Source organism: Sphingomonas kyeonggiensis, from assembly GCF_014204495.1.
Taxonomy (GTDB): domain Bacteria; phylum Pseudomonadota; class Alphaproteobacteria; order Sphingomonadales; family Sphingomonadaceae; genus Sphingomonas; species Sphingomonas kyeonggiensis_A.
On sequence record NZ_JACHLN010000001.1, the window covers coordinates 699708 to 712071 of the forward strand.

15 protein-coding genes and 1 other RNA gene are annotated in these 12364 nt (G+C 67.7%); 6 read left to right on the forward strand and 10 right to left on the reverse strand.

All coding sequences use genetic code 11. The features are described 5' to 3' along the window. Positions 1-53 precede the first annotated feature (53 nt). On the forward strand, positions 54-2483 hold the full coding sequence (hrpB, locus tag HNP52_RS03410; protein WP_184162478.1) for an ATP-dependent helicase HrpB: 2430 nt from the start codon (positions 54-56) through the stop codon (positions 2481-2483). 11 nt (positions 2484-2494) lie between these two features. Then, the gene (locus HNP52_RS03415) at positions 2495-2779 is read left to right on the forward strand and encodes an ETC complex I subunit (protein ID WP_184162481.1); all 285 of its coding nucleotides are present in this window, start codon (positions 2495-2497) and stop codon (positions 2777-2779) included. 164 nt (positions 2780-2943) lie between these two features. Here HNP52_RS03415 and HNP52_RS03420 read toward each other — a convergent pair whose 3' ends face one another. From HNP52_RS03420 to HNP52_RS03440, 5 genes are all read right to left on the reverse strand, one after another. Next, a complete protein-coding gene (locus HNP52_RS03420) occupies positions 2944-3465 on the reverse strand; it encodes an NUDIX hydrolase (protein ID WP_184162484.1) in 522 nt (173 codons plus the stop codon). A 5-nt stretch (positions 3466-3470) separates the two neighbouring features. After that, positions 3471-4142, reverse strand: coding sequence for a TPM domain-containing protein (locus HNP52_RS03425; protein ID WP_184162487.1), 672 nt, complete (start codon positions 4140-4142; stop codon positions 3471-3473). Between the two features lies 1 nt (position 4143). Then, positions 4144-5004, reverse strand: coding sequence for a YgcG family protein (locus tag HNP52_RS03430; RefSeq protein ID WP_184162490.1), 861 nt, complete (start codon positions 5002-5004; stop codon positions 4144-4146). Continuing rightward, positions 5001-5444, reverse strand: coding sequence for a TPM domain-containing protein (locus HNP52_RS03435; RefSeq protein ID WP_221416086.1), 444 nt, complete (start codon positions 5442-5444; stop codon positions 5001-5003). The genes HNP52_RS03430 and HNP52_RS03435 overlap by 4 nt, the downstream gene beginning before the upstream one ends. Before the next feature lie 134 nt (positions 5445-5578). Then, the gene (locus HNP52_RS03440; protein ID WP_184162493.1) at positions 5579-6169 is read right to left on the reverse strand and encodes a LemA family protein; all 591 of its coding nucleotides are present in this window, start codon (positions 6167-6169) and stop codon (positions 5579-5581) included. Positions 6170-6329: 160 nt separating this feature from the next. Here HNP52_RS03440 and mscL point away from each other — a divergent pair, with 160 nt between their 5' ends. Continuing rightward, on the forward strand, positions 6330-6761 hold the full coding sequence (mscL, locus tag HNP52_RS03445) for a large conductance mechanosensitive channel protein MscL (RefSeq protein WP_184162496.1): 432 nt from the start codon (positions 6330-6332) through the stop codon (positions 6759-6761). Here mscL and HNP52_RS03450 read toward each other — a convergent pair. After that, entirely contained in the window at positions 6758-7189 is a 432-nt protein-coding gene (locus HNP52_RS03450; protein ID WP_184162499.1) for an Rrf2 family transcriptional regulator, read from the reverse strand. The two genes, mscL and HNP52_RS03450, sit on opposite strands and share 4 nt — an antisense overlap. Before the next feature lie 61 nt (positions 7190-7250). On the opposite strand from HNP52_RS03450, the gene ssrA reads away from it, so the two are divergent. Next, positions 7251-7631: a transfer-messenger RNA gene (gene ssrA, locus HNP52_RS03455) on the forward strand. A gap of 94 nt (positions 7632-7725) precedes the next feature. Beyond that, positions 7726-7920, forward strand: a complete 195-nt coding sequence (locus HNP52_RS03460) for a hypothetical protein (RefSeq protein ID WP_184162502.1) — start codon at positions 7726-7728, stop codon at positions 7918-7920. Here HNP52_RS03460 and HNP52_RS03465 read toward each other — a convergent pair. The 3 genes from HNP52_RS03465 to HNP52_RS03475 are packed head-to-tail and all read right to left on the reverse strand — an operon-like array spanning position 7900 to position 9727. Then, on the reverse strand, positions 7900-8967 hold the full coding sequence (locus tag HNP52_RS03465) for an NAD(P)-dependent alcohol dehydrogenase (protein WP_184162505.1): 1068 nt from the start codon (positions 8965-8967) through the stop codon (positions 7900-7902). The two genes, HNP52_RS03460 and HNP52_RS03465, sit on opposite strands and share 21 nt — an antisense overlap. Positions 8968-9005: 38 nt before the next feature. Beyond that, a complete protein-coding gene (locus tag HNP52_RS03470) occupies positions 9006-9230 on the reverse strand; it encodes a 4-oxalocrotonate tautomerase family protein (RefSeq protein ID WP_184162508.1) in 225 nt (74 codons plus the stop codon). Continuing rightward, positions 9230-9727 (reverse strand): cupin domain-containing protein, encoded by a 498-nt coding sequence (locus tag HNP52_RS03475; RefSeq protein ID WP_311768389.1) that lies wholly within the window; start codon positions 9725-9727, stop codon positions 9230-9232. Before HNP52_RS03475 ends, HNP52_RS03470 begins: the two co-directional genes overlap by 1 nt. Positions 9728-9825: 98 nt before the next feature. On the opposite strand from HNP52_RS03475, the gene HNP52_RS03480 reads away from it, so the two are divergent. Next, positions 9826-10740: a LysR family transcriptional regulator gene (locus tag HNP52_RS03480; protein WP_184162511.1), complete on the forward strand. Its 915-nt coding sequence runs from the start codon at positions 9826-9828 to the stop codon at positions 10738-10740. Positions 10741-10762: 22 nt separating this feature from the next. Here HNP52_RS03480 and HNP52_RS03485 read toward each other — a convergent pair whose 3' ends face one another. Next, on the reverse strand, positions 10763-12331 hold the full coding sequence (locus tag HNP52_RS03485) for a PQQ-binding-like beta-propeller repeat protein (protein WP_184162514.1): 1569 nt from the start codon (positions 12329-12331) through the stop codon (positions 10763-10765). Positions 12332-12364 lie beyond the last annotated feature (33 nt).

Below are 12364 nucleotides of genomic sequence, written 5' to 3' on the forward strand. Positions count from 1 at the left end.
GGTCCTCCTTCGCTTGCGCGTAACACCGGCTTGGGGAAATGGTTGCAGCGCTCATGAACGATTTGCTGCCGATCCACGCCATATTGCCCGAACTGCTCGCCGCGCTGCGCGGCGGGAGCAATGCCGTGCTGGTCGCCCCGCCCGGTGCGGGCAAGACGACGGCGGTGGCGCCGGCGCTGATTGGCGAGGACTGGTGCACCGGCGAAGTGCTGCTGCTCTCCCCGCGCCGGCTCGCGGCGCGGGCGGCGGGCGAGCGGATGGCGGCGCTGGCGGGCGAGCAGGTCGGCCAGACCTTCGGCTACGCGACGCGGATGGACAGCAAGCGATCGGCCGCGACGCGGGTGACGGTCGTCACCGAGGGCATCTTCGTCAATCGCATCCAGGCCGATCCCGAACTGGCGGGGGTTTCCGCCGTGCTGTTCGACGAAGTGCATGAACGCAGCCTCGACAGCGATTTCGGGCTGGCGCTGGCGCTCGACGCGCAGGCGGCGCTGCGTCCCGACCTGCGGCTGGTGGCGATGTCGGCGACGCTCGACGGCACGCGCTTCTCCGGGCTGATGGGCGATGCGCCGGTAGTCGAGAGCGAGGGGCGGAGCTGGCCGCTGGAGTTGCGCCATATCGGTCGCGCCGCCGAAGCGCGGATCGAGGATTCGATGGCGGCGGCTTGTCGGCTCGCGCTGCGCGATGCCGAGGGCGGGGTGCTCGCCTTCCTGCCGGGCGTTGCCGAGATCGAGCGCACCGCCGAGCGGATCGGCGAGGTGCCGGGCGCCGTGGTGCACAAGCTGCACGGCAGCCTTGAGCCCGGCGCCCAGCGCGCGGCGATCGCGCCCGATCCGCAGGGGCGGCGCAAGATCGTGCTGGCGACCTCGATCGCCGAGACTTCGTTGACGCTCGACGGCATCCGGGTCGTGGTCGATTCGGGCCTCGCGCGGCGACCGCGCTATGACCGGGCGGCGGGGATGACCCGGCTGGTCACCGAGCGGGCGAGCCAGGCATCGGTGACCCAGCGCGCCGGCCGTGCCGCGCGCCAGGGACCGGGCACCGCCTATCGGCTGTGGGAGGAAGCGGCGACCGCCGGCCTGCCGCGCTTCGATCCGCCCGAGATATTGAAAGCCGATCTCTCGGCATTGGTGCTCGATTGCGCGCTCTGGGGGGTGAGCGATCCGCGCGACCTGAACTGGCTCGATCCGCCGCCCGAGGCCGCGGTGTCCGAAGCGCGCAAGCGGCTGGGGACGCTGGAGGCATTGGATGAGGACGGCCGTCCCACCGCGCATGGCAAGGCGATTGCCGGGCTGCCGCTGCCGCCGCGGCTCGGCCATATGCTGGTGCGCGCGGCCGAGCGCGGCATGGCAGGGACGGCGGCGCAGATCGCGGTGCTGCTCGGCGAGCGTGGTTTGGGCGGCAATGATGCCGATCTCGAGCTGCGGCTGCGCCGCTGGCGGAACGAACGCGGGCCTCGCGCCGAGAATGCGCGACGGCTGGCGCAGCGCTGGGCGAAGCTGGTGGGGAATGACGGGATCGGCGATCCCGCCGCCTGTGTCGCCCTCGCCTTTCCCGACCGGATCGCCAAACGCCGCGATGCCAGCGGCGAGACCTGGGCTTCGGCCGGCGGGCGCGGGTTCAAGCTCGACCCGACCTCCTCGCTCGCCCGCGCGGAATGGTTGGCAGTGGCGGAGACGCAGGGCATGGCGGCGGGCGCGCGCATCCTCTCCGCCGCGCCGATCGACCCCACCGAAGTCGAATCGCTGTTCGCCGATCGGATCGAGACGCGACGCAGCGTCCGCTTCGATCCCGCGACCGGGCGGATCGAGGCGCTGCGCGAGCGCAGGCTCGGCGCGATCCGCTTGTCGAGCGGGCCCGATTCGGCAGCCAACCCGGCCGAGATCGAAAAGGCACTGCTGGAGGGCGTGCGCGAGCATGGGCTGGCGCTGCTGCCCTGGTCCGACACTGCCCAGGCGCTGCGCACCCGCGCCGCCTATGCCGGCAATGATTCGCTGTCCGACACGCGGCTACTCGACGCGCTCGACGAATGGCTGCCCGGGCTGCTCGCCGGCAAGCGGCGGCTGGATGCGGTCGAGGGGCTGACCAATGCGCTCAACAACCTGCTCGGCTGGGACGGGCAGAAGGCGCTCGACCGGCTTGCCCCTGCCCGTTTCGAGACGCCGGAAGGATCGACCTATGCGATCGACTATGCCGCCGAGGGCGGGCCGACGGTGGAGGTGCGGGTGCAGGCGCTGTACGGACTCGACACGCATCCGGTGCTGGGCGACGGCACGCCGCTGGTGCTCAGCCTGACCTCGCCCGCCGGGCGGCCGATCCAGACGACGCGCGACCTGCCGGGCTTCTGGAAAGGCAGCTGGGCCGCGGTCGCCAAGGAGATGCGCGGGCGCTATCCGCGCCATCCCTGGCCCGAGGATCCCGCCGCGGCATCGGCGACGCTCAGGACGAAAAAGGCAGATGCAAGGGCCGCCGGGCCGCGCTAAGGGAAATGACCATGACCAAGACCGCTCGCATTTTTCAGAAGCCCAAGAACGCCATGCAGTCCGGCCGTGCACGCACGACCAGCTGGATCCTCGAGTTCGAGCCGGTCCGCCAGCAAAAGGCCGATCCGCTGACCGGCTGGGCCGGCGGCGACGCGACCGCGACCCAGCTGCGCCTGAGCTTCGAGACGCTGGAAGCCGCCACCGCCTATGCCGAGCGCGAGGGGCTGGCCTTCCATGTGATCGCCGCGCCGGAGCGCAAGCTGAAGCTCCAGGCGTACGCGGATAACTTCCGCTGATTCGTTTTCCCCTCCCTGCAAGGGAGGGGATCAAGGGGTGGGTTAGAAAAGGTCGGGCTCGATGCCCGGCCTTTTCTGTTTTCCGATGCCGTCTCGTTGGGCGCCTCCGGAAGACCGGAGGCGCAACCCACCCCCGGCCCCTCCCTTGCAGGGAGGGGAGTTGGTCAGTTCCCCAGCAGCGCGCCCGACAGCAACAGCAGCAGCTTCACGTCGATCGCCAGCCCCTCGGCGCGCTTCTTCGCGACGAAATCGGGGAGGCCCGCCAGCGGCACGCGGTGGACGATGATGTCCTCGTCCTCCAGCCCGCCGCCTTCGCCGACCTTGGTCAGCCCGCGCGCGCGGACCAGAGTGAAGCTCTCGCTGACCAGCCCGGGCGAGGAGAAATACTCGCCGAGATCCTCGATCTCCGCGCTGTCATAGCCGGTTTCCTCGATCAGCTCGCGGCGAGCAGCCTCGAAGGGACTGTCATTCTCGCGACCCGCTTCATCGCCGACGAGGCCGGCGGGCAGCTCGAGGCAGCGCTTGCCGAGCGGCACGCGAAACTGGTCGACCAGCAGGACATGATCGTCGGCGTCGATCGCGACGATCACCGCGGCGCGGATGCCCTTGGCACGCGAGACATATTCCCATTTGCCCCGGCGCTTGGCGGTGATCCACTTGCCGGCCCAGGCAATCTCTTCTTCCATGTCGCTCACAGTTCGATCACCCGGTCGGGAAGTTCGTTCACATCGTCCGCGCTGCGCGGGAAATGCTCGGCAAGCACCAGGCCGATCTGGTGGACGGCCTCGGCCATGCCCTCACCGGCCCTGTCCGCCTTCACGCCCTTGAGCAATGCCGCCATCGCGGCGCCCCAGACGTCGGGCGTGACTTTCGAGTGGATCGCCTCGTCGGCGATGATCTCGGCGCGGTGCTCGGCAAGGCTGAGATAGAGCAGCACGCCGGTCGAACCGCGCGTGCGCTTCTCGGCGGCGGCGCGGAACAGTTCGAGCGCACGGCGATGGACGCGGCGGTTCTTGGTCGCGGCAGGCGTGAGGAACAGGCGCAGCGCATCGAGCGCCAGCACGACGCGGGCGACCAGGAAGGTCGCGGCCATCAGGATCAGCGCGATGGTGAGGTACCAGCGTGCCGGCACGACCTGCGCCCAGCTGTCGATGAAGCGGGAATGGAGCCACTCGGCCGGCCAGGGCTGCCAGGCGAGCAGCGCCAGGACGAGCAGCATCGCCAGCACCGCCCAATGCAGCGCAACGTCGTGATAGGGATCCGAGCGCCCAGCGACGACCGTGACGATCTCGCCATTGGTGGTGAGCTCGGCGGCGGTTACGGCCTGGGTGACCGCCATGCGGTCCTGATCGGTCAATCGCATCTCACCAGCTCCCCGAGGCGCCGCCGCCCCCGAACGATCCGCCGCCGCCGGAGAAGCCACCGCCGCCTCCGCCACCACCACCCCAGTCGCTGCCGCCACCACCGCCCCAGCCGCCGCCGCCACGGCTGGCCTGATGGCCGATCTCGTTGGCGATCGACCAGAGGATGATCGGCAGCGCGCCGCTGTCGTCGCTACGGTAGCGCGGGCCCCAGGGGCCGCGCCGCTTGCGCCGGCCGAGCCCGAGCATCGGCAGGATCACGAACAGCAGGATGATGCCCCAGAAGATCAGCCCGATCGGAAACCCGCCGCCGCTAGAGCGCTGGCGACTGGTCTGGCTGACCTTCGCCTGACTCTGCTGGGCACGCTGTTCGGCGGCCTCGAGCGGCAGCTTCATCTGCTCGGCGATCGCCTGCGCGCCGGCGACGATGCCGCCCGCCATGTCGTTCTGCTTGAAGCGGGGGATGATCGTCTCGTTGATGATCTGGCTGGACAAGCCATCGGTCATGATCGGCTCGAGCCCGTAGCCGACCTCGATCCGGACCTTGCGCTCCTTGGGAGCGACGATCAGCAGGATGCCGTTATTGGCGTCCTTCTGGCCGATCCCCCAGGCGCGGCCGAGCTGATAGCCGTAATCCTGGATGTCATAGCCCTGGAGATCGGGGATGGTCGCGACGACGAACTGGCGGGTCGAGGCCTTCTGGACGTCCTCGGAGAGCTGGTTGAGCTGGGCGACCTGGGCGGGCGAGAGCAGATGCGCCTCGTCGACCACCCGGCCACTGAGCTTGGGGAAACTGGGCTGCGCCTGTGCCGAGAGCGGCACCAGGACCAGCAGCAATGCGAGCAGGCTACGCAACAGACTCATTCAGTGATCTCGCGAATGATGGCTTCGCTGCCGGCGAAGATGCCGTCGGCGAACTTGCCTTCCTTGAAGCGCGGCAGGATGTCGTCGCGGATGATCGCGCCCGCTTCCTCGTCGCGCAGCGCCTTTTCGAGGCCGGTGCCGACTTCGATCCGGACCTTGCGTTCATTGGGCGCCACGATCAGTAGCACCCCGTCATTGAAGCATTTGCGGCCGATGCCCCAGGTGCGGCCCAGGTTCACGCCATAATCGGCGATCACATGCCCGCCGAGGCTTTTCACCGTGACCACCACGAACTGATGCTTCGACTTCTTCTCGGCATCGACCAGCTGGTTCGACAGCCGTCGCCGCTCGCTTACCGAAAGCAGGTTGGCGGAATCGACCACCCGGCCGGTCAGCGCCGGAAAATCATAGCCGGCGGGGGCGGGCCGCGCATTGGGCACCGCCGCCCCCTCGACCGCACCGGCGACGGGCGTCGTCTCCGCTGCAGGCGTGCACCCCGCCGCAACGGCCTGCGGATCGTGCGCCAGCGGCTTGCAGGCCGCCAGCGCACCGCAGAGGAGAAGCGCCCGCAGGATCAGTTGCTGTTCCCGAAGCTGACGTCGGGCATCTTCTCCGCGCCGGCCTGGGCCTGGAAGGGCACGATCGGCTTGGCGCCGTAGAAGATCTTCGCACCGATCGCGTCGGGGAAGGTGCGGATGCGGGTGTTATAGGCCTGCACCGCCGTGTTGTAGTCGCGCACCGCGATGGTGATGCGGTTGTTGCTGCCTTCCACCTGGTCCATCAGCGTCTTGAACGTCGCCTGGCTCTGGAGCTGGGGATAGGCCTCGACGCTGGCGATCAGGCGCCCGATCGAGCCGCCGAACTGGTTCTGCGCCGCCTGGAAGGCCGCGACCTTGTTGGGGTCGGTGAGGTCATTCGCGGTGATCTGCACAGAAGTCGCCTTGGCGCGTGCCTCGACCACGTCGGTCAGGATCTTGCCTTCGGAAGCCGCTGCGCCCTTCACCGTATTGACCAGCGCGGGAATGGTGTCGGCGCGACGCTGATAGGCCGCCTGCACGTCCGCCCACTTCGCCTTCGCATTCTCCTCGGCGGTGGGAACGCTGTTGAGGCCGCAGCCTGCGAGCAGGGCGGCGCCGGCAAGAGCAAGAAGGGCACGAAACTTCATCACGTCAGGATCCTCCGGATCGGGTTCGAAGTGTCTTATACAGTGGCAACACCTCGGTTCGAAAGCTAAATCGGAAACGCAGGCGGTTTGCGCAAGCTCCACAAGCGTGCTTCATGGCAAAGATGCCGCGCGCTGGCGGCAGGGGTTGGGAGCCGAAGCGATGTTCAAGGAATTCAAGGCGTTCATTTCGCGCGGCAACGTGCTCGATCTGGCCGTGGCGGTCATCATCGGCGCCGCGTTCAGCAAGATCGTCAGCTCGCTGACCGACGATCTGCTGATGCCGCTGATCGGCAAGATCTTCGGCGGGCTCGATTTCTCGAGCTACTTCATCGCGCTGGGGCCGATCCCCGCCGCGCTGGCCGGATCGACCGACTATGCCGCGCTGAAAAAGGCCGGCGTGCCGCTGTTCGGCTATGGCGCGTTCATCACCGCGGCGGTCAATTTCATGATCGTCGCCTTCATCATCTTCCTGCTGGTGCGCGCGGTGAACCGCGTGATGCCGAAGCCGGAGGAAGCCGCCGCCGCCGAACCGGCGGACGTAACGCTGCTGCGCGAGATCCGCGACGAGCTGAAGAAGAAGAACGCGGCCTAGGCCGCAGCGAGATCCTCGGCGGTGGCATCCGCAAGGCTGGTGCCGTCGAGAATACGTGCGGTCTCGTCGCGCACCCGCGCCATCGCGTGGCGGATCGCGCAGCTCGCTTCGTCCTTGCAGTCATTGCACGGGCGATAGGCGGTGCGGCTGACGCAGGGGACCAGCGCCAGCGGCCCCTCGATCACCCGGATGATCTCGCCGAGCGAGATCAGGTGCTTGGCGCGTGCAAGGCGATAGCCGCCCGCCTTGCCACGCGTGGACGTGAGGAAGCCCGCCTCGCGCAGATCGGCCAGGATCAGCTCAAGGAACTTGCGCGGCACATTCGCTTCGGTGGCGATGCGGTTCATCGGCGTTGGCGCGCCCGCAAGGGGCTGTCCGGCCAGATAGAGCATCGCACGAAGGGCGTAGCGGGAACGCTGGGTCAACATCGGTCAAAAACGTCCATGCCAATAGTTTGCGGCACTGTGAAGACCTTAGGACATCCCGCCTGACCTTTTCATTAATGAATCCCGCCCCTATATGGGTCCTGCCGGCTTCGGTCGGCTATGGGGATAAACGAAGGCGTGCAATAGGCGCAGCGGACCCGGGGGCGGTACCCGGCGGCTCCACCACCAGCTACCTGCTTCAGGCAGTTGCTGACGGGGCCGAACTAGGATCGACGTGTGTTGAAAAGCGCTATCTATCTCTCAGCGTGGGCCACTGTGACGGTCCATTACACAAGTGCCAACGATAACGAAGCACTCGCTATTGCGGCGTAACCCCAAGGCCTAACGGCTTAAGGTTACTCTAAAATGCGCGGTTGGACCCCACCGGGCAACAGAAGGGGAATCCAGCGGTACGGGAGGCACCGGGCAACAGAAGCCTCCCACTTTCCCATTCTACTTAAGTGCAATGCCGCAAGGGCGATCCCGGACAGGCGATCTCCCGAATGTCGCGCGCGCGCCGCGCATGGTTTCGTGCGCACATGGACCGGCAGACCCACAAAGTGACGGCACTGATCGCCTTCGGGGTGATCGCCTCGGCGATGGTCGCCGAGGGTGCGCGGCCGCCGCGGCTTCCCCGCAGGGAAGCCACGGCGCCGGTGGCCGGCAGCCGGCGCCGCCGTGGCGGCCCCGGAGGAGGACGCCGGCTGGCGCCCTCAGCCTTCCTGCTTCAGTGACGCCATGTCGATGACGAAGCGGTACTTCACGTCGCTCTTCACCATCCGGTCATAGGCCGTCTCGATCTCGTCCATGCGGATCATCTCGATGTCGGCGGTCAGCCCGTGCTGGTGGCAGAAATCGAGCATCTCCTGCGTCTCGGCGATGCCGCCGATCAGCGAGCCGGCGATCGAGCGGCGCTTGAACACCAGGTTGAAGACGTTCGGCGACGGGTGGGCATGCTCGGGCACGCCGACGAGGGTGAGCGTACCGTCGCGCTTGAGCAGGCCGGTCAGCGCATCGAGGTCATGGCTCGCCGCCACCGTATCGAGGATGAAATCGAAGCTGTTGGCGTGGGCGGCCATCTCGTCCGCGTTGCGCGAGACGATCACTTCATGCGCGCCGAGCTTCTTCGCGTCCTCGATCTTGGCGGGCGAGGTGGTGAAGGCGACGACATGCGCGCCCATCGCCGCGGCGATCTTGATGCCCATGTGACCGAGGCCGCCGATGCCGACGATGCCGACCTTCTTGCCCGGCCCCGCATTCCAGTGGCGCAGCGGCGAATAGGTGGTGATGCCGGCGCAGAGCAACGGCGTGACCGCGGCCAGGTCCTTCTCGTCATGGCTGACCTTGAGGACGAAGCCTTCCTTCACGACGATATGATCGGAATAGCCGCCAAAGGTGTGGCCGCCGAGATGCGCGTCCGGGCCATTATAGGTGCCGACGAAGCCGGTGGTCTCGCAGAACTGCTCCTCGCTCTCCTGGCAGGACGGGCAATGGCCGCAGCTGTCGACCATGCAGCCGACGCCGACCAGGTCGCCGACCGCGAACTTGGTGACGTCGCTGCCGACGGCGCTGACGCGGCCGACGATCTCGTGGCCGGGCACGCAGGGGAAGATCGTGCCGTCCCATTCGCTGCGCGCGGTGTGCAGGTCCGAATGGCAGACGCCGCAGAACAGGATGTCGATCGAGACGTCATCGGCCAGCAGGTCGCGGCGCTCGAAGGTGAAGGGCGCGAGCGGAGTGCTCGCCGACTGGGCGGCATAGGCCTTGGCTTGGGTGGTCATGTTGGTCCTCTGTTGCTTGATATCGGGGTTCAGGGGGGTCAGAGCGTGTAGCCGGGCGGCTTGAACAGCAGCTCGGGATGCGCGGCGATCTCGCTTCGGTAGAAGCCAGGCCAGTCGCCCATCGCGACATCCTCGATCGCCACCGAGATGCTCTCCGGTGGCGACCCGATCGCGGCGGTCACGGCCTCGGCCAGCGCATCGGCGAGGCGCTGCTTGTCCGCATCCGAGCGGCCCGAGGCGAGCCGGAGCGTGACGTGCGGCATCAGCGCGCCTCGGCGGGGCCGGCGAGATAGACGGCGTCTGGGACATGCTCGAACCACTCGACCATCTTGCCGTTCAGCGATTCCTGGATGGCGATATGGGTCATCGCACTGCCGGGGCTGGCACCATGCCAGTGGCGATGGCCGGGCGGGCACCAGATCACGTCGCCGGGGCGGATCTCGACCACGGCCTCGCCCTCGCACTGGGTCCAGCCGAGCCCGGCGGTGACGATCAGCGTCTGGCCGAGCGGATGGGTGTGCCAGGCGGTGCGGGCCCCGGGCTCGAAGGTGACGCTGGCGACGCCGAAGCGCGGATCCTCGGCGATGGTGAGCGGATCGATCCGCACCGAACCGGTGAACCAGTCGGCGGGCCCCTTTTGCGACGGCTGGCTGCCGTTCCGCTGAATGCGCATCTGCTGCTCCTGTGCCTGGGGCGCCTGCTGGGCGCAGGCAGCGAAGACGGGAAGGAGCGACGCCGCAGCCAGGACCAGCCGTTTCATGCGATCACCCCTTTTCCCTGATGCGCGCAGAAATGGGGTGCGAGCGCTCCGCCGATTAGGGGCTATAATGTGAACGCGCTTATGAGTATTTTTCAGCAATGAATCGCCAGGACCTTGCCGATCTTTCCGCCTTCGTCGCGGTGGCGCGCGAGCGCAGCTTCACGCGGGCCGCGGCGCAGCTGGGCGTCACCCCTTCCGCGCTGAGCCATTGCATGCGCTCCCTGGAGGAGCGGCTGGGCGTGCGGCTGCTCAACCGCACCACCCGCAGCGTGACGCCGACCGAGGCGGGCGAGCGGATGCTGCGCACCGTTGCCTTCCATCTCGACGAGATCGCCACGCATGTCACCGCGCTCAACGACCTGCGCGATCGGCCGGCGGGCAATATCCGGATCACCGCCGACGAGTTCTCGCTGCAGACGGTGCTGTGGCCGCGGCTGCGCGGCGTGCTGGCCGAGCACCCCGACATCCATGTCGAGATCGAGACCGATTACCGGCTGGTCGACCTGGTCGCCGAGAAGTTCGATGCGGGCGTGCGGCTGGGTGACATCATCGACAAGGACATGATCGCGGTGCCGATCGGGCCGCCGGTGCGGATGCTGGTGGTGGCGACGCCAGCCTATTTCGAGAGATATGGCCGCCCGCAGACGCCGCAGGACCTTGCCGAACATAATTGCATCAACCTGCGTCTGCCGACGCTGGGCGGGCTGTACGCCTGGGAGTTCGAGCGCAATCGCCGCGAGCAGCGGGTCCGGGTCAGCGGCCAGCTGATCTTCAACAGCATCTTCCACATCCGCGATGCCACGCTGGAAGGCTTTGGCCTGTCCTACATGATGGAGGACCTGGTGCGCGACGCTTTGGCCGACGGCAGGCTGGAGGCGGTGCTGGAAGACTGGTCGCCGCCCTTTGCCGGCTACCATCTCTATTATCCCAGCCGCCGCCAGCCCACGCCGGCCTTCGCGGCGATCGTCGAGGCACTGCGCTGGCGCCCGGGGCGCGAGGCCCGGTCAGGCTGACCGGGCTCCGCCTCCCCTTGCATCAACGCAGCGAATAGGCCGTGATCGTGCCGCCGGGCGCCGTGCCGTTGATGATCGGCGTCACGATCAGCCGCCCCTCCGCGCCGATCGCCAGCGTGCCCGGCGTGGGTGCCGACCAGACGGTGGCATGCGTGTCGAGCGACACCGCATAGACCTTGGCGGAGGTGGAGAAGAGGACGAGATTGTCGGTGACGAGAATGTTGCCGAGGAACGTCTCGCCGGCCGGAACCGGCCAGGACCAGCGCACCACGCCATCATCCTCGCCGATCGCATCCAGCTGGCCGCGCGGATTGCTCGCGGCGAACAATACCCCCTTCGCCAGCGCCGGTGCGTTGCTGTAGGTGCCGGCGGTGCGCCAGGCGATCTTGCCGCCCTCGATGTCGTAGCTGACCAGCGGGAAGGAAATGGGATAGATGCCCATTCCCGTGCCCGAATAGGCGATCGCGTTCTTGCGCGCGCCCAGGATCGGGCCGCCGGCATAGGAATAGCCGTTCCACACCCAGAAGGGATCCGCGATGCTCTTGACCAGCGCGCCGTCCGAGCGGCGATAGACGTCGAGGCTGCCCGAGTAATAATAGACATACTGGTCGTCGGCCGCGGGCGTGGCGCCGTCCCACACCTTCCCGGACACGCCGTTCGCCGTCCAGCGGGTGACGCCGTTGTCGAGATTGTAGCTGTAGACGACGTTGCCGTAATAGCCGGATGCCAGATACAGCTCGCGGCCGACCGCGGTGGGCTGGGCGAAGACCGACCATTGCGAGGCGAACAGCATGTTGCGAACGAACTGGCCGTTCGCGGCCGTGAGCGTGACGATCCGATTCTCGCCGGAGGACGTGAACATGGTGACGACCTGCAGCTGGTCGCCGCTCACCGTCGGGCCGCTGCCGTCCGAGATCGGGCCCAGGTCATAGGCCCAGCGCTGCGCGCCGGTGGCGCTGTCCAGCGCGTAGACGCTCGTGCCCGCGCTCGCCTTGCGCGTCAGGAAGATCGTGCCGCCCTTGGTCGATACCGGGCGGAAGCTGCCGGCATCGGCAAAGCTCTTGTCCCACAGTTTCGCGAACTTGGCCGGATCGAAGCTGGCATGGACATAGGCGGTGTGCCCGGCCGAGCGCTGGAACATCTCCCAGTCGTTGAGCTTGACGTCGAGCGTGTAGCGGAAGGTCTGGGTGGAGCCGGGATATACTTCCGCGCACGCCGTGTCGCGGCAGAGCCGGAAGGTTACATCGCCGCTGCGCGATTCCGCGCTGAGGCCGGCAAGGCTCTTCAGCGAGACGGTGTAGCTCTTGCCCGACTGGACGATGTCCCCATCCTGCGACAGCAGTTTGTCGTCGAAGCTGATCCGGGGATAGATCGCCGTGCTCGCGGTGCCGCTATAGGTGGCGACGAAGGAGAAGCTCGCCCGGCTGTCGCTCTCGATGGCCGACTGGCTCTGCGCCGCCTTGTCGAGCGTGACCGCCAGGGTCGGGACGGGCGTGGGAGTCGGCGTCGAGACGCTGCCGCCCGTGCCTCCACCCCCGCCGGAACAGCCGGCGAGCAACAACATCCCGCCGAACGGCATCAACTTGCGCATGGAAATCCCCCTCTTTGCCGCGCCACCGCCGGG

Excerpts from the sequence above, each read along its gene's own strand:
- hrpB (WP_184162478.1), top strand. The coding sequence starts at position 54 with ATGAACGATTTGCTGCCGATCCACGCCATATTGCCCGAACTGCTCGCC.
- HNP52_RS03415 (WP_184162481.1), top strand. The coding sequence starts at position 2,495 with ATGACCAAGACCGCTCGCATTTTTCAGAAGCCCAAGAACGCCATGCAG.
- HNP52_RS03420 (WP_184162484.1), bottom strand. The coding sequence starts at position 3,465 with ATGGAAGAAGAGATTGCCTGGGCCGGCAAGTGGATCACCGCCAAGCGC.
- HNP52_RS03425 (WP_184162487.1), bottom strand. The coding sequence starts at position 4,142 with ATGCGATTGACCGATCAGGACCGCATGGCGGTCACCCAGGCCGTAACC.
- HNP52_RS03430 (WP_184162490.1), bottom strand. The coding sequence starts at position 5,004 with ATGAGTCTGTTGCGTAGCCTGCTCGCATTGCTGCTGGTCCTGGTGCCG.
- HNP52_RS03440 (WP_184162493.1), bottom strand. The coding sequence starts at position 6,169 with ATGAAGTTTCGTGCCCTTCTTGCTCTTGCCGGCGCCGCCCTGCTCGCA.
- mscL (WP_184162496.1), top strand. The coding sequence starts at position 6,330 with ATGTTCAAGGAATTCAAGGCGTTCATTTCGCGCGGCAACGTGCTCGAT.
- HNP52_RS03450 (WP_184162499.1), bottom strand. The coding sequence starts at position 7,189 with ATGTTGACCCAGCGTTCCCGCTACGCCCTTCGTGCGATGCTCTATCTG.
- HNP52_RS03460 (WP_184162502.1), top strand. The coding sequence starts at position 7,726 with ATGGACCGGCAGACCCACAAAGTGACGGCACTGATCGCCTTCGGGGTG.
- HNP52_RS03465 (WP_184162505.1), bottom strand. The coding sequence starts at position 8,967 with ATGACCACCCAAGCCAAGGCCTATGCCGCCCAGTCGGCGAGCACTCCG.
- HNP52_RS03470 (WP_184162508.1), bottom strand. The coding sequence starts at position 9,230 with ATGCCGCACGTCACGCTCCGGCTCGCCTCGGGCCGCTCGGATGCGGAC.
- HNP52_RS03475 (WP_311768389.1), bottom strand. The coding sequence starts at position 9,727 with ATGAAACGGCTGGTCCTGGCTGCGGCGTCGCTCCTTCCCGTCTTCGCT.
- HNP52_RS03480 (WP_184162511.1), top strand. The coding sequence starts at position 9,826 with ATGAATCGCCAGGACCTTGCCGATCTTTCCGCCTTCGTCGCGGTGGCG.
- HNP52_RS03485 (WP_184162514.1), bottom strand. The coding sequence starts at position 12,331 with ATGCGCAAGTTGATGCCGTTCGGCGGGATGTTGTTGCTCGCCGGCTGT.